This is a genomic window from Streptomyces sp. NPDC059895, assembly GCF_042731035.1.
In the GTDB taxonomy this organism is placed as follows: domain Bacteria; phylum Actinomycetota; class Actinomycetes; order Streptomycetales; family Streptomycetaceae; genus Streptomyces.
Genome location: NZ_JBHWKO010000021.1, coordinates 92,717 through 108,258 on the forward strand (window position 1 = coordinate 92,717; position 15,542 = coordinate 108,258).

The 15,542-nt window shown below is 71.9% G+C and carries 13 protein-coding genes; 9 read left to right on the forward strand and 4 right to left on the reverse strand.

Annotation, left to right across the window (positions count from 1 at the left end; genetic code table 11):
* Nucleotides 1–177 precede the first annotated feature (177 nt).
* Nucleotides 178–1,503 carry a gephyrin-like molybdotransferase Glp gene (gene glp / locus ACFV9M_RS23750; protein WP_385067700.1) on the reverse strand — a complete coding sequence of 442 codons (1,326 nt, stop codon included), beginning with the start codon at nucleotides 1,501–1,503 and terminating at the stop codon, nucleotides 178–180.
* Nucleotides 1,500–2,411 (reverse strand): UTP--glucose-1-phosphate uridylyltransferase GalU, encoded by a 912-nt coding sequence (galU, locus tag ACFV9M_RS23755; protein ID WP_385067703.1) that lies wholly within the window; start codon nucleotides 2,409–2,411, stop codon nucleotides 1,500–1,502. Before galU ends, glp begins: the two co-directional genes overlap by 4 nt.
* A gap of 131 nt (nucleotides 2,412–2,542) precedes the next feature.
* On the opposite strand from galU, the gene ACFV9M_RS23760 reads away from it, so the two are divergent.
* A complete protein-coding gene (locus ACFV9M_RS23760; RefSeq protein ID WP_385067705.1) occupies nucleotides 2,543–3,118 on the forward strand; it encodes a 5-formyltetrahydrofolate cyclo-ligase in 576 nt (191 codons plus the stop codon).
* 160 nt (nucleotides 3,119–3,278) lie between these two features.
* On the opposite strand, the gene ACFV9M_RS23765 is transcribed toward ACFV9M_RS23760, so the two are convergent.
* Nucleotides 3,279–6,146, reverse strand: coding sequence for a penicillin acylase family protein (locus ACFV9M_RS23765; protein WP_385067707.1), 2,868 nt, complete (start codon nucleotides 6,144–6,146; stop codon nucleotides 3,279–3,281).
* Nucleotides 6,147–6,370: 224 nt separating this feature from the next.
* Between ACFV9M_RS23765 and ACFV9M_RS23770 the strand changes: the two genes are divergently transcribed.
* The 6 genes from ACFV9M_RS23770 (at nucleotide 6,371) to mscL (ending at nucleotide 12,611) form a co-directional block, all read left to right on the forward strand.
* Nucleotides 6,371–7,915: a potassium/proton antiporter gene (locus ACFV9M_RS23770; protein WP_385067710.1), complete on the forward strand. Its 1,545-nt coding sequence runs from the start codon at nucleotides 6,371–6,373 to the stop codon at nucleotides 7,913–7,915.
* A gap of 423 nt (nucleotides 7,916–8,338) precedes the next feature.
* A complete protein-coding gene (locus ACFV9M_RS23775; RefSeq protein WP_385067712.1) occupies nucleotides 8,339–9,631 on the forward strand; it encodes an MFS transporter in 1,293 nt (430 codons plus the stop codon).
* Nucleotides 9,632–9,698: 67 nt separating this feature from the next.
* The gene (locus tag ACFV9M_RS23780) at nucleotides 9,699–10,007 is read left to right on the forward strand and encodes an FmdB family zinc ribbon protein (RefSeq protein ID WP_385067715.1); all 309 of its coding nucleotides are present in this window, start codon (nucleotides 9,699–9,701) and stop codon (nucleotides 10,005–10,007) included.
* A 105-nt stretch (nucleotides 10,008–10,112) separates the two neighbouring features.
* Nucleotides 10,113–10,946, forward strand: coding sequence for an S-methyl-5'-thioadenosine phosphorylase (locus ACFV9M_RS23785; RefSeq protein ID WP_385102520.1), 834 nt, complete (start codon nucleotides 10,113–10,115; stop codon nucleotides 10,944–10,946).
* 387 nt (nucleotides 10,947–11,333) lie between these two features.
* Nucleotides 11,334–11,999 carry an RcpC/CpaB family pilus assembly protein gene (locus ACFV9M_RS23790; protein WP_385067721.1) on the forward strand — a complete coding sequence of 222 codons (666 nt, stop codon included), beginning with the start codon at nucleotides 11,334–11,336 and terminating at the stop codon, nucleotides 11,997–11,999.
* A 138-nt stretch (nucleotides 12,000–12,137) separates the two neighbouring features.
* Nucleotides 12,138–12,611, forward strand: coding sequence for a large conductance mechanosensitive channel protein MscL (gene mscL / locus ACFV9M_RS23795; RefSeq protein ID WP_385067723.1), 474 nt, complete (start codon nucleotides 12,138–12,140; stop codon nucleotides 12,609–12,611).
* A 106-nt stretch (nucleotides 12,612–12,717) separates the two neighbouring features.
* On the opposite strand, the gene ACFV9M_RS23800 is transcribed toward mscL, so the two are convergent.
* Nucleotides 12,718–12,897 (reverse strand): hypothetical protein, encoded by a 180-nt coding sequence (locus tag ACFV9M_RS23800; protein WP_385067741.1) that lies wholly within the window; start codon nucleotides 12,895–12,897, stop codon nucleotides 12,718–12,720.
* A gap of 212 nt (nucleotides 12,898–13,109) precedes the next feature.
* Between ACFV9M_RS23800 and ACFV9M_RS23805 the strand changes: the two genes are divergently transcribed.
* Together ACFV9M_RS23805 and ACFV9M_RS23810 are read left to right on the forward strand one after the other, a co-directional pair.
* On the forward strand, nucleotides 13,110–14,360 hold the full coding sequence (locus ACFV9M_RS23805; RefSeq protein WP_385067726.1) for a low temperature requirement protein A: 1,251 nt from the start codon (nucleotides 13,110–13,112) through the stop codon (nucleotides 14,358–14,360).
* An 89-nt stretch (nucleotides 14,361–14,449) separates the two neighbouring features.
* The gene (locus ACFV9M_RS23810; protein WP_385067729.1) at nucleotides 14,450–15,484 is read left to right on the forward strand and encodes a P1 family peptidase; all 1,035 of its coding nucleotides are present in this window, start codon (nucleotides 14,450–14,452) and stop codon (nucleotides 15,482–15,484) included.
* Nucleotides 15,485–15,542: the final 58 nt, after the last annotated feature.

Below are 15,542 nucleotides of genomic sequence, written 5' to 3' on the forward strand. Positions count from 1 at the left end.
ACGGTACCCCCAAGCGGAGGCGTCGAGCGGACCAGGCCCGTCCCGCGGACGGGCAGGCACGGGCACGGACACGCGCGGGGGCGGACGCGAACGGGGGCCGACGCACACGGGGGGCGGGGCCGGGCACGCGCGCGGGGACGGGCACGCACACGGGGGGACGGGCACGCGCGCGGCGGCTCAGCCGAGCAGGACGACCTCGACCTCGGTGCCCGGCTCCACGGACTCCACGTCCTCGGGGACGACGACCAGCGCGTCGGCGTGCGCGAGGGCGGCGACCAGGTGCGATCCGGAGCCGCCGACCGGGCGGACGGTGCCGTCGGCGTACCGGGCGCGCAGGTACTGTCTGCGTCCCTTCGGCGAGGTCAGCGCCTTGTCCGCGGTGAGCGTCGCGCGCGTGGTGGGCCGGTGGACGTCGTCCAGCCCCATCATGGTGCGGATCGCGGGCCGCACGAACAGCTCGAAGGAGACGTACGACGACACGGGGTTGCCGGGCAGTGCCAGCAGCGGGGTGTGGTCGGGGCCGATGGAGCCGAAGCCCTGGGGCTTGCCGGGCTGCATGGCCAGCTTGCGGAACTCGATGCCGCTGCCCGCCTCGTCCTCGTCGCCCACGTGCGACAGCGCTTCCTTGACGACGTCGTAGGCGCCGACGCTGACGCCGCCCGTGGTGACGAGCAGGTCGGCGCGGACCAGCTGGTCCTCGATGGTGGAGCGCAGGGTGTCGGCGTCGTCGGCGACCGCGCCGACCCGGTAGGCGAGGGCGCCGGCGTCCCGCGCGGCCGCGGTGAGGGCGAAGCTGTTGGAGTCGTAGATCTGGCCGCTGCCCAGTTCCTCGCCGGGCTGGACGAGCTCGCTGCCGGTGGACAGCACGACCACGCGCGGGCGGGGGCGTACGCGGACCGTGCCGCGGCCGATGGCGGCGAGCAGGGCGATCTGCGGAGGCCCGAGGACGGTGCCCGCCTCCAGGGCGCGGTCGCCGGCCTTCACGTCGCTGCCCTGCGCGCGCACGTGCGCGCGTGCCGCGGCGGGGCGGTACACGCAGACGTGGCCCGTGGCCTGGTCGGGGGCGAGGCTGCGGGCGCGCATCCCGTCGACGGGGCCCTCGCCGAGACCGCCGTCGGTCCATTCCACGGGGACGACGGTCTCGGCGCCCTTCGGCAGGGGGGCGCCGGTCATGATCCGGGCGGCCTGTCCGGGCCCCACCTGGAGCAGATCGGCGGCCTGGCCCGCCGCGACGTCCCCGACGACCTCCAGGGCCGCCGGGAACTCCTCGCTCGCGCCCGCGACGTCCGCGACCCGCACCGCGTACCCGTCCATGGAGCTGTTGTCGAAGGGCGGCAGCGAGACCGGCACCGTGACGTCCTCGACCAGGACACAGCCCTGGGCGTCGGGCAGTTGCAGCTCGATGGGCTCCAGGGGGCGGACGGTGGCGAGGATGTCCTCCAGGTGCTCGTCCACCGACCACAGGTGGTCCTGGCCGACGGGGCGGGGCGCGGCGGTGCTCAACGTTGCTGCATCTCCTCGGTGACGTAACGGCGAAGCCAGGACCGGAAGTCCGGACCCAGATCTTCACGTTCGCACGCGAGTCTGACAATGGCACGCAGATAGTCGCCGCGGTCGCCGGTGTCGTAGCGGCGGCCCTTGAAGCAGACGCCGTGCACCGGGCCGCCGACCTTCTCGTCCTGCGCGAGCTGCTGGAGGGCGTCGGTGAGCTGGATCTCGCCGCCCCGGCCGGGCTCGGTCTGGCGCAGGACGCCGAAGACGCTCGGGTCGAGGACGTAGCGTCCGATGATGGCGTAGTTGGACGGGGCGTCCGCCGGGTCCGGCTTCTCCACCAGCCCGGTCACCTTGACCACGTCGCCGTCGGTGGTGCCCTCCACGGCCGCGCAGCCGTAGAGGTGGATCTGCTCGGGGGCGACCTCCATGAGCGCGACGACGCTGCCGCCGTGCTGCTCCTGAACCTCGATCATCCGCCGCAGCAGGGGGTCGCGCGGGTCGATCAGGTCGTCGCCGAGCAGGACGGCGAACGGCTCCTGCCCGACGTGCGGGGCCGCGCACAGGACCGCGTGGCCGAGGCCCCTGGGGTCGCCCTGGCGCACGTAGTGCATGGTCGCGAGGTCGCTGGACTGCTGGACCTTGGCGAGGCGCTGGGCATCGCCCTTCTTCTCCAGCGCGGACTCGAGTTCGTAGTTGCGGTCGAAGTGGTCCTCGAGGGGGCGCTTGTTGCGGCCCGTGACCATGAGGACGTCGTCGAGGCCGGCGGAGACGGCCTCCTCGACCACGTACTGGATCGCGGGCTTGTCCACGACCGGCAGCATCTCCTTGGGAGTGGCCTTGGTCGCCGGCAGGAAGCGGGTGCCGAGTCCGGCCGCTGGGATGACAGCCTTGCTGATCCTGGGGTGCGACTGAGTCATGTCGGAACCTTATCCGGTGGGTTTGAGAGGAATCTGTAGCTCCGGTTAACTCATGATCATATGAGTGGATTGCAATGGTGCGGGAGCGACACATGAGCCATCTCAAAGACGGACCAGAGTCTGACAAACATATGTTGCGGCGAGAGCTCCTCGCAGTGAGAAACAGATTGACGACCGATGACGTACGGGAGGCGGGCGCCGCGCTGGCCGAGCACGCCATGGAGCTGCCGGAGTTGGCCCGCGCGCGGACGGTCGCGGCGTACGTCTCCGTGGGGAGCGAGCCCGGAACGCTCGCGCTGCTGGACGCGCTGCACGCCCGGGGCGTGCGCGTCCTGCTCCCCGCGCTGATGCCCGGCAACGATCTCGACTGGGGCGCCTACACCGGTGAGGGCTCCCTCGCGCGGGTGCAGCACGGCGGGCGGATGGCCCTCTTCGAACCCGTCGGCGAGCGTCTGGGACCCGACGCCGTGGCGGACGCCGACGTGGTGCTGCTGCCGGGCCTCGCGGTCGACGGACGCGGCATGCGCCTGGGGCGCGGCGGCGGCTCGTACGACCGGGTGCTGGCCCGGCTGGAACGCGCCGGTGCCCGTCCCGCCCTGGTGGTGCTCCTGTACGACACCGAGGTCATCGGGCACGTCCCCGAGGAGGCGCACGACCGTCCGGTGCACGCCGTGGTGACGCCCTCGCGGGTGCGCCGCCTCACCTGAGACCTGATCGCCGCCCGTCCCGGCACGACCGCACGGGCACGACCGGACGGACAGGCCGCACGGGTACGACCGCACGGGTACGGAAAAGGGCCCTCCACGCGCGCGTGGAGGGCCCTTTTCCGGCCGATCAGCCGTGGCTCACGGCTTGCTCACGGCTTGCTCACGGCTTGAGGACGAGGGTGTCGCTGGTGCTCTTGTCGACCGCCTTCGCCGAGAAGGACCAGTCGAGCAGTTCGCCGTTGGCCCACATGGCCGTCTGATCGGTGTAGTGGGCGCTGAAGGCGTGCCCGGAGGCACCGGTGAGGTTGATCCACTTCGACTTGTCCAGGTCGTCGAGGTTGACCACCATCCGCATCGACGGCACCCATACGACGTCGTAGCCGCCGGCGGCGTTCCAGCCGGTGGCGTCGACCGCCGCCTCGCCGCCGCCGAGCTTCCACGGGCCGCGGTTGAGGATGTACTGGAGGAAGCCGGGGCCGCTGGTGCCCAGGGTCTGGTTCTTCAGGAACAGGCGGTGCAGCCGGCCCCAGCTCCAGGTGTCGATGTCCTTGCCGAGCTTGGCGGTCAGCTCCCAGCGGGCGTCGATCATGGCCCGCGCGAACAGGTCGTCGCGGTTGTGGTCGGCGCCGGGGCGGGTGCCCGACGCGGGCGTCGTCCACCAGTCGCTGTCCTGCTTCTCCATGAGGTTGCGCACGACCTCGAACCAGCGGTCGCCGCCGTCCGGCTGCGCCTGGTCGCCTTCGCGCTGACCGCACTCGCGGACCTTGCCGGTCTCGTCGACGGGCCCGGTGGTGTTGACCGGTTCGACCCACAGGCACTGGCCCTCGACCCGCAGTTCCTTGGGCAGCTTGTTGCCGAAGGCCAGCTTGAGGATGTTGCGCCACACCGCGTTGAAGTAGGCGGCCGCGGCCGAGTCGGCGTCCTGGGTGTAGTCCCAGCCGCGCAGCAGGTCCTGCGCCTCGCGGACGTCCGGGTCGTCCAGGTTGAGCTTCAGCAGCACGGGGACCAGCAGCCGCGCGATCTGGTTGTCGCTGTCCAGCTGCATCTGGCGCATGTCGTCCGTGGAGATCTTGCCGCCGCCCTTGATCTTCAGCTTGATCAGGTCGGTGATGCGCTGGCTGCGGGTGCCGTAGCCCCAGTCCGTGGTGAGCGTGTAAGGGTAGTCGTCCGGGTCGACCACGGCCTGGTTGGCGGTGACGATGTAGCCGCGCTCGGGGTCGTACTCGTAGGGCAGCTCGTCGAAGTCGATGTAGCCGGTCCACTTGTACGAGGAGTCCCAGCCCGGGGACGGGATCGAGCCGTCCTGGCCCTTGGCCCGCGTGGGGATTTTGCCGGGCAGCTGGTAGCCGATGTGGTCGTCGGTGTCCGCGTAGATCAGGTTCTGCGACGGCACGTCGAAGTCCTCGGCGGCGGCGCGGAAGTCGTCCCAGTCGGCCGCCTTGTTCATGGCGAAGACGGCGTCCATGGTGTTGCCCGCCTCCAGGGCGGTCCACTTCAGGGCCACGGCGTAGCCGTCACCGCGGTCGGGGGCGGCCTCGTCCTCGTCGACGGTCGCCTTCTTGCCGACCTTGACGAGCTCGTCGTCGCGGTCGGACAGCAGGGGCATCCCGTCGGCGGTCTGCCGGACGACGATCTTCTTGGAGGTGCCGCCGGCGACCTTGATGGTCTCCTCACGGGTGGTGAAGGGCCGCACCTTGTCGTCGTAGACGTAGCCGTCGCCGGAGAGCTTCTCCAGGTAGAGGTCGGTGACGTCGACGCCGGAGTTGGTCATGCCCCAGGAGATGTTCTCGTTGTGGCCGATTATCACGCCGGGCATGCCCGCGAAGGTGTAGCCGGTGACGTCGTACTGGCAGGTGCTGGAGACGGTGCGGCAGTGCAGGCCCATCTGGTACCAGACGGACGGCAGGGACGCCGACAGGTGCGGGTCGTTGGCCAGCAGCGGCTTGCCGGTGATCGTGTGGTCCCCGCCGACGACCCAGGAGTTCGAGCCGATGCCGTTGCCGTTCACGCCGACGGCCTCGGGCAGGTCGTCCAGGACGTCGTAGAGGCCCGAGAGCTGGCTCTGCAGGGCCGAGCCCTCGGTGTCCGAGGAGGTGTCCGAGGCCGTGTCCGTGGAGGTGTCCGAGGAGGTGTCCGCGGCGGTCGAGGTGTCCGAGGTGCCGGAGGTGTCGCCCGTGGTGCCCTCGGTGGCGTCCTGCGCCGCGTCCGTGGAGGAGTCGTCGGAGCCGCTCGTGGCCCCGCTCTGCTCGAACGCGCCGGTCAGTTCGTCGTACTGCCCCTCCTGGACGATCGCCTGATTGCGGTCGTACGGGTACTCCGGGTACAGCTCGGCGATCTGCTGCGGGCCCAGCCGGCTGGTCAGCAGGGCGCGGTCGATCTCGTCCTGCATGTTGCCGCGCAGGTCCCAGGCCATCGCCTTCAGCCAGGAGACGGAGTCGACCGGCGTCCACTGCGCGGGCTTGTAGTCGTTGGTGAACCCGAGGGCCACGTACTCCAGGGAGATGTCCTCGGCGCCCTTGCCCGCGAGGTAGGCGTTGACCCCCTTGGCGTAGGCCTGGAGGTACTTCTTCGTCTCGGACGACAGCGTCTTGTCGTACTCCTCCTCGGCGACCCGGTCCCAGCCGAGGGTGCGCAGGAAGGCGTCGTTGTCGACCTGGCTCTTGCCGAACATCTCCGACAGGCGCCCGGACGTCATGTGCCGGCGCACGTCCATCTCGTAGAACCGGTCCTGCGCCTGGACGTAGCCCTGCGCCATGAACAGGTCCTCGTCGGAGGACGCGTAGATCTGCGGGATGCCGTAGCCGTCCCGCTTCACGTCGACCGGCCCGGAGAGGCCGTCGAGCGTGATCGAACCGGTGGTCTGGGGGAAGGAGGCGCGCACGGTACTGATGGACCAGTAGCCGCCGTACGCGATGCCGCCGATGAGGGCCAGCACCAGCACGAGCACGATCAGACGGGCTTTGCGCCCCTTCTTCCTGCCGGACTTGCCGGGCTTGTCACCCGTTGTGGCGGTGGTGTTGGGGGGCATCGCTGTCCTTGCTGTCCTAACGCGAGCGGCAGGTCGGGCTGTGACTATGAATGTGCGCTGGAGCAACCATAGGCGCAGGGGTCCGCGCCACTTGACGCGGAGTCGGCAACGGGGACGGAAGAACGTTCGATCACACCCTGGTCTGCGTCAAGAAATCGTCAAGAGTTAGGTAAGGTAACGAAGTAGTTGGGTCCGGAGCGCGTCGCTTCGTGTCCGATGTACCTGTGCACCCACGCGCGTGCCGCGCGTGCCAGGAAAGGGAACCGCCGCTGACTGTCCACCACCTCAACCAGCTCCTGCTCGTCTGCTCAGTCGTCCTGCTCGTCGCCGTCGCAGCGGTCCGGATCTCCTCGCGCAGCGGGCTCCCCAGCCTGCTCGTGTACCTGGGCATCGGCGTCCTCATGGGCCAGGACGGCCTCGGCAACATCCACTTCGACAACGCCGAACTCACCCAGATCATCGGCTACGCGGCCCTGGTCGTGATCCTCGCCGAGGGTGGTCTGGGGACGACGTGGAAGGAGGTGAGACCGGCCCTCACGGCCGCTTCCGCGCTGGCGCTCGTCGGTGTCGCGGTGAGCGTCGGGGTCACGGCGGCGGGCGCGCACTACCTGACCGGGCTGGAGTGGCGGCAGGCGTTCATCATCGGAGCGGTGGTGTCCTCGACGGACGCGGCGGCGGTCTTCTCCGTCCTGCGCAGGATCCCGCTGCCCACGCGCGTGACGGGCATGCTGGAGGCCGAGTCGGGCTTCAACGACGCCCCGGTGGTCATCCTGGTCGTGGCCTTCTCCGCGGCGGGTCCCGTCGAGCACTGGTACGTGCTGGTCGGCGAGATAGCGCTGGAACTGCTCATCGGCGCCGCCATCGGCCTCGCCGTGGGCTGGGCCGGCTCCTGGGGCCTGCGCCACGTCGCCCTGCCCGCCTCCGGCCTCTACCCGATCGCCGTCATGGCGATCGCGGTCACGGCGTACGCGGCGGGCGCGCTGGCACACGGCAGCGGCTTCCTGGGCGTGTACCTCGCCTCGATGGTCATGGGCAACGCCAAGCTGCCGCACTGGCCCGCCACGCGCGGCTTCGCCGAGGGCCTCGGCTGGATCGCCCAGATCGGCATGTTCGTCATCCTCGGCCTGCTGGTCACCCCGCACGAGCTGGGCGACGACGTGTGGCCGGCGCTCGTCATCGGCCTGGTGCTGACCATGGTGGCGCGCCCGCTGAGCGTCGTGCTGTGCCTCACGCCGTTCCGGGTGCCGTGGCAGGAGCAGACACTGATGTCCTGGGCCGGGCTGCGCGGTGCCGTGCCCATCATCCTGGCCACCATCCCCATGGTGGAGGGCGTCGACGCCAGCCGCCGCATCTTCAACATCGTCTTCGTCCTGGTCGTCGTCTACACCCTGGTCCAGGGACCGACGCTGCCCTGGCTGGCCCGCAAGCTGCATCTGGGCGAGGAGGCCGAGGCGGCCGACCTCGGCATCGAGTCGGCGCCCCTGGAGCGGCTGCGCGGACATCTGCTGTCGGTGGTGATCCCCAAGGGCTCCCGGATGCACGGCGTCGAGGTCAACGAGCTGCGGCTGCCCGCCGGGGCCGCCGTCACCCTCGTCGTGCGCGACGGCACCTCGTTCGTACCGCTGCCGACGACGGTGCTGCGGCGCGGCGACGAACTCCTCGTCGTCGCCACCGACCCCGTCCGGGACGCGGCCGAACGCCGCCTGCGCGCGGTCGGACACGGCGGCAAGCTGGCCGGCTGGCTGGGGACGAACCGCGGCGAGCGATGAGCGGCCAGCGGCGAGCGGCCAGCGGCCAGCGGCGAGCGATGCAGCCAGCGGCGAGCGATGAGCGGCGGGATGCGGACTGAGGACTGCGGACAGCGGACTGCGGACTGCGGACAGCGGACTGCGGACTGCGGACTGCGGACTGCGACTACGTCAAGAGCGGATTTCGCACTGCGCACACCACCGCTGATTCGGAGGCGGCGGGTGTCGTGGTGCTCGTCTTCACAGGTATGACGGACGGTGATCCCTGTACCATGAAGGCGCACCTTGATCGAACCAACTCTGCCTGACGCAGAGCTGGCGCGACCGTATGGCGGCCGGGACGCTTCCCGCAGTGGGCGCCGGTATCTACCGCGTACGCGCAAGAGGACAGCTCTCGGCGCCCCCCGCACGGGCGCGCTACCAGGCGGCAGAAAGGCACGGGCCGTGGCATCCACGGTCACCTCCGAGCCGTCGAAGCACTCGCCGGCCTCCGCCCGCCCGGGATACGGACAGCTGCTGCGCACCCGCGGCGCCTGGACGTTCCTGCTCCCCGGCTTCGCGGCACGCCAGCCGTTCGCGATGCTCACCCTCTCCATCGTGCTGCTCGTGCAGCACACCACCGGCTCGTACGGTGCCGCGGGCGCCGCCGCGGCCGTCACCGGCGTCTCCATGGCGCTGTGCGCGCCGTACGGCGGCCGCCTCGCCGACCGCTACGGGCAGCGCGCGGTACTGGTCCCCGGTGTCGTCGTGCACGCCCTGTCGGGGCTGACCCTGACGGTCCTCGCCCTGGCCCACGCGCCCCTGTGGGCGCTGTTCGCCGCGGCCGTGCCCACGGGCGCCTCGGTCCCGCAGATCGGGCCCATGGTGCGCGCCCGCTGGGGCGCGCAGCTGAAGGGTTCGCCCCTGATGACCACCGCGGCGGCCTTCGAGTCCGTCACGGACGAGTTCACCTTCGTCGTCGGCCCGCTGCTGGCGACCGCCCTGTGCACCGCCGTGAACCCGGCCGCGGGCCTGGTGACCGAGGCCTCGCTGACCCTGCTCGGCGGTCTGCTGTTCGCGGCCGGCAAGGGCACCCAGCCTCCGGCCGCCGCCGACGGGCACGCGCGCGTGGAGCACACCTCCGCGCTGCGGGTCCCCGGAGTGCGCGTGCTGGCCGTGACCTTCCTCGGGATCGGTTCCGTCTTCGGCGGCATGCAGGTGTCGCTGGCCGCGTTCACCGAGTCGATCGGCGAGCCCGGCCTGAACGGCGTCCTGTACGGCACGTTCGCCGCCGGCAACATGCTCTCCGGCCTGGTCTGCGGCGCCGTCGCCTGGAAGGCCGCCCCGCACCACCGCCTCGTCGTCGGCTACGCGGCGCTGGCCCTGACCGCCTCCGGGCTGTGGGCCGCGCACTCGGTGCTCGTCCTGGCCGGCCTCGGCTTCCTGGTCGGCATGTGCATCGCGCCCTCGCTGATCACCGGCTACACGCTGGTCGAGGGCCTGGTCCCGGCCGGGGCGCGCACCGAGGCGTTCACCTGGCTGACCGGCGCGGTGGCGCTCGGCCAGGCGGCGGCCGTCACGGTCGCCGGACAGCTGGAGGACCGCCTCTGGGCCGGCGCCGGATTCCTGGTGCCGATGGGCGGCACCGTGCTGGCCCTGGCCACCCTCGCGGCCCTGCGCTCCCGGCTCGTGGGACGCCCCGGGGGACGTACCGTCGCACGTGGCGTCGGTCACCGCGTGCCGGTGGCAGTGGACTGACGCTCGGGAATACGTCAGTATGGATCGTCGTTAGCACTCATCGAGTGAGAGTGCCAGGAGGAAGACAGTGCCGACGTACCAGTACCAGTGCACCGAGTGCGGCGAGGGCCTCGAGGCGGTGCAGAAGTTCACCGACGACGCCCTGACCGAGTGCCCCAACTGCGGTGGCCGCCTCAAGAAGGTGTTCTCCGCGGTCGGCATCGTCTTCAAGGGCTCCGGCTTCTACCGCAACGACAGCCGCGGCTCCTCGTCGAGCAGCTCGCCGGCGTCGTCCAAGCCGTCGACGTCCTCGTCCTCCTCGGACGCGAAGCCGTCGTCCTCCTCGGAGTCCAAGTCGACGAGCGCCGGCACGTCCGCCGGGACCTCCGCCGCCTAGGCACCGAACCTCGTCACCAGGACCCGGCCGTCGTACGACGGCCGGGTCCTCGACGTTCCCGGAGCCGGGAACAGCGCGTGTTCGATTCCGGCTACTGTGCTCGTCATGGTGAACGCAGAGATCGGCGTAATCGGCGGTTCGGGCTTCTACTCGTTCCTCGACGACGTGACCGAGATGCAGGTGGAGACCCCCTACGGACCGCCCAGCGACTCCCTCTTCCTCGGCGAGATCGCCGGCCGGCGGGTCGCCTTCCTGCCCCGCCACGGACGCGGCCACCATCTGCCGCCCCACCGGATCAACTACCGGGCCAACCTGTGGGCCCTGCGCTCGGTCGGCGTGCGCCAGGTCCTCGGCCCCTGCGCGGTGGGCGGCCTGCGCCCCGAGTACGGTCCCGGCACGCTGCTCGTGCCCGACCAGTTCGCCGACCGCACGAGGTCGCGGGCGGGGACGTACTTCGACGGGCTGCCGCTGCCCGACGGCTCGATGCCGAACGTGGTGCACGTGTCGCTGGCCGACCCCTACTGCCCCGCCGGGCGCTCGGCGGCGCTGAAGGCTGCGCGCGGACGGGACTGGGAGCCGGTGGACGGCGGGACGCTCGTCGTGATCGAGGGACCGCGGTTCTCGACCCGCGCCGAATCGCTGTGGCACCAGGCCCAGGGCTGGTCCGTGGTGGGCATGACGGGCCATCCGGAGGCCGCGCTCGCCCGTGAACTGGAGCTCTGCTACACGTCGTTGACCCTGGTCACCGACCTGGACGCGGGCGCCGAGACCGGCGAGGGCGTCTCCCACGAGGAAGTGCTGCGGGTGTTCGCGGCGAACGTGGACCGGCTGCGGGGCGTCCTCTTCGACGCGGTGGCCGCACTGCCCACCACGGACGAACGGGACTGCCTGTGCGCGAACGCCCTGGGCGGGATGGATCCGGGCTTCTCGCTGCCGTAGAGCGGGTGGGGGGCGGCTGGCGGGGAGCGGGTGGGGAACTGGCCGGCGGGGGTCGGCTGTGCGGTCGGCTGGCGGGGAGCGGGGCGGTCGGCGTCGGGCGGTCGGCGTCGGACGGTCGGCGTCGGACGGTCGGCGTCGGACGGTCGGCCTCGGGCGGTCGGCCTCGGGCGGTCGGCGTCGGACGGTCGGCGTGGGCGGCCGACTGGGGCGGCCCGCGTAGGGCGACGGAACGGAACTTCCCGTTCGGGTGAGGAAGTTTTGCACAGTCCGCCGGTGGTCCACCGGCCCCGGCGGGCGGCGCGGCGAGGGCCCATGGTGGTGCGGGAGCGGATCCCGATCCCTCGTCCGATGCTCGTCCGATTCCTCGCCGCAGGTGGTGACCCGACCATGTCCCTCTCCTCTTCTCCCTCCGCTCCGTGCCCGCCGGGCGCGGAGGCCCCCGCCACGTGCGAGGTGCCGCAGTTCGCCCCCGTGCGCGTGCGCGGCGGGCGGTACCGGCTGCGGAGGATCGTCGGCAGCCGCCGGCGCGCCCTGGCGCTCGGCCTCGCCGCCACCGCCGCGGCGCTCGTGGCGGCGGTCCCGGGAGACGCCCACGACCGGGCGCGCGGGCATCCGGACCGGGACGCGCCCGCCCGCGCACGGTCGTCGACGGGCGCTCTCCAGTCGCCGGCGGACGATTCCCTGCCGTCGGCGGACGGTCCCGTAGGGCGTCGGCCCGCCGGCGAGGTCGTCGAGGCGCCGGTGCGGATCTCCGACGCGGCCACCGTACGGCTGTTGCGCCCCGGTGACCGGGTCGACGTCATCGCCACCGAGCGGACGGCGACGGCCGGCGGGGCCCGGGTGGAGGCCCGGGTGGTCGCGCGCAGGGCGCTCGTGACGAGGGTGCCGGAGCCGGACGCCGCCGACGGCTCAGCGGCCGGTCCCGGTGTCGGTGCCGGTGTCGTCGATGGGGGCGGCGGCGGTGCCCTGGTCGTGCTGTCGGTTCCCCGGCCGACCGCGGCACGCCTGGTGGGGGCGGGGGCGACGGCGGGTCTGGCGGTGACGTTGTGGTGAATCCGGTCGTGCGTGTGCTGTGCGGATCGCTGTCAAGTCCCTCGTTCGAGCGACCTCATTGGACAGAACGGCAACGCTCTGACGTAGGTTGCGGAGCGGTTTGTCTCACAACCCGTTCATGCGAGGAGTGTCCCCGAGGTGACCGAGAACAAGAAGGATCCGAGCGTCTGGCAGGGCTTCAAGGCCTTCCTGATGCGCGGGAACGTCGTCGATCTGGCAGTCGCGGTCGTGATCGGCGCGGCCTTCACGAACATCGTCAGCTCAGTGGTGAAGGGGATCATCAACCCGCTCGTCGGCGCGTTCGGCACCAAGAACCTGGACAGCTACAGCTCCTGTCTCAAGGGCCCCTGCACCGGCACGGGCGACGCGGCGACCGGCGTGCGGATCCTGTGGGGCTCCGTCCTCGGCGCCACGCTCACGTTCCTGATCACCGCCGCGGTCGTCTACTTCCTGATGGTGCTGCCCATGGCGAAGTACCTGGCGAGGCAGGAAGCGCGCAGGAAGGCCCGGGAGGGCGCGCACGAGGTCATCGAGGTGACCGAACTGGAGGTGCTCAAGGAGATCCGCGACGCGCTGGTCGCACAGCGGGGCTCGGGGCACAACCAGCCGTAGGGCTCGCCGCCCATCCGACCGCAGCGGCCCGGCCTGGGTTTCGACTTGGGGTTCAGCCGGGGGTTCAACCGGAGCCCCGGTGGTGGGGGCGGCGGTGGGCGCGGGTTCAGAGGTGGTGGGGCGGCTTCTCGTCGAGGAAGCGCTTGAGGTCGGCCGCGCTGTCCCCACCGGCCGCCGGACGCTCGCCCCACCCACGATCCGTGTCGTCCGAGGACTGCTGGTCCAGCGGGTCGTCGAAGATCAGCGCGGCCTTCGGCTCGCGCGGCTCGCGCGGCTCGCGCGGCATCCGTGGCTCCTGCGACTCCTGCGACTCAGCGGCGGGGGGCGTACTCATGCCTCAAGGGTACGGCCCCGAGAACACCCCGCCCGGGGCCGGCCCGGCCCCGGTCCAGCCCCCTCACCTGTCGCGGGCGATCCGCTTCCGCGCACCGTCTGACCTGGCAACTCCGTGCACGCTCCGACAAGAATTCCCCCCGGTTGTCTGCTGTGCTGGGACCCATGACGACCAGCTCTCCCCCACCGGCATCCCACTCCGGACCGCCCCACCACGCCAGACCCCTGCGCAGGCTGACCGCGCGCGGGCGCGCCGAAGCACACCGGGTGGCCTCGCCGCTCGAGCTGTTCTTCGACCTCTGCTTCGTCGTGGCAGTGGCCCAGGCGGGCTCCGAACTGGTGCACGCGATCGCGGAGTCCCACACGGGCGAGGGCATCGCCGACTACGCGATGGTGTTCTTCGCCATCTGGTGGGCCTGGATGAACTTCACCTGGTTCGCCTCGGCGTACGACAACGACGACGTCCTCTACCGGGTCGTCACCCTGGTCCAGATCTCCGGCGTGCTCGTCCTCGCGGCGGGCGTGTCCCGGGCGTTCGAGGGCCACGACTTCCTGGCCGTCTGGCTGGGCTACCTCATCATGCGGCTCGCCATGACCGCGCAGTGGCTGCGCGTCGCGCTGTCCGGCGAGGGCCCGGAGCGGACCCTGGCGCTGCGCTACGCCGGTGGCGTGGTCCTCTGCCAGATCGGCTGGCTGGGGCTGTTGCTGCTGCCGGAGACGGGCCGGCCCTGGCTGTTCCTCGGGATGGCCCTGCTGGAGATGTGCGTGCCGCTGTACGCCGAGAAGGACCATCCGACGGCCTGGCACCCTCACCACATCGCGGAGCGCTACGGACTCTTCACGATCATCGTGCTCGGCGAGACGATCGCCGCGGCCACGGTCGCCGTGAAGTCGGGCATCGACGAGAACCAGGCGCTGGGCGAGCTGCTGCCCGTCGCCGCGGGCGGCCTGCTGATCATCTTCGCCGCCTGGTGGATCTACTTCGTGGTGCCGATCCACGGTCATCTGCGCTCCAGCAGGGACGCGTTCGTGTGGGGCTACGGCCACTACGTCGTCTTCGCCTCGGCGGCCGCGATCGGCGCGGGCCTGGAGGTGATGGTCGAGCAGACGGTCGGCAAGGCCCACATCCCGACGCTCGCCGCCGCGTCCGCGGTGACCCTGCCGACGGCGCTCTACCTGCTCACCGTGTGGGCCCTGCACGCGCGCCACTTCAAGGTGGGCCTCGCCCAGCAGCTCGTCCTGCCGATCACCGCGCTCCTCGTCATCTGCTGCACCTTCCTCGGCGAGTGGGCGGTCCTCGCGGCCGGCCTGGTGTCGGCGCTGGCCGTGGCGGTCGGCACCGTGCTGACGGCACGTCGGGCGGCGCGCGGCAGCGCGCGGCGGGGCGCGTCCCCGGCTTCGGGCGCGGCGGTGTGACACCACCCGCCGGACGCGGCCCGCCGCGCGGGCGACGCCCCGCCCGCGCGGGACGGACCGCTTCCCGGCGGCTCGGCGAGACTGCTGCCATGACAGTTGACGCTCTGACGGACGTCCCCGGTCTGCGGGTGGGCCACGCGACACGCACCGGCGACGGTTGGCTCACCGGCACCACGGTCGTCCTCGCGCCCGAGGGCGGAGCCGTCGCCGCCGTGGACGTGCGCGGCGGCGGCCCCGGCACGAAGGAGACCGACGCCCTCGACCCGCGCAACGTGGTGCAGCGGGTCGACGCGATCGTGCTGACCGGCGGCAGCGCCTACGGGCTCGACGCGGCGTCCGGGGTGATGGCCTGGCTGGAGGAGCGGGGCCGTGGAGTGCCCGTCGGGCCGGACCCCGCGCATGTCGTGCCCGTGGTGCCCGCCGCCTGCGTCTTCGACCTGGGGCGCGGTGGCGACTTCCGGGCCCGACCGGACGCGGCCACCGGCCGGGCCGCGGTCGAGGCCGCCGCGGCGAGCGAGCCCGGCGCGCCCGTGCCGGAGGGCTGCGTGGGCGCCGGCACGGGCGCCGCGGTCGGGGATCTGAAGGGCGGGGTCGGCACCGCCGGTGTCGTGCTCGACTCGGGGATCACCGTGGCCGCGCTGGTGGTGGCCAACGCGCTGGGCTCGGCCATGGATCCCGACACGGGGGTGCTGTACGGGGAGCTGTTCCAGGGGCCGGGGAAGGTGGCCTACCCGGAGGCACACGTGCACGCCGCCGCGCGACTGCGCCTCGCGGAGAGCGCGGCGAAGAACGCCCCCGCTCCCCTCAACACGACACTGGCGGTGGTGGCCACCGACGCCGCCTTGACGAAGGCCCAGGCACAGAAGCTGGCGGGCACGGCACACGACGGCATCGCGCGCGCGGTACGGCCGGTGCACCTGCTTAACGACGGGGACACGGTCTTCGCCCTGGCCACGGGCGGACGCCCCCTCGTCCCCGAGCATCCGCTCGCGCTGAACGACGTCCTCGCGGCCGGCGCGGACGTGGTGACCCGGGCGATCGTGCGGGCGGTGAGATCGGCGGAATCGGTGCAGGCCGCAGGGGGGATGTGGCTGTCCTACGACGAGTTGTACGGGGGGCGGTAGCGGGAGGGGGAGCGGGGGGAGGGGGAGGGGGAGCGGGGCGGGGGGGGAGGGGGAGGGA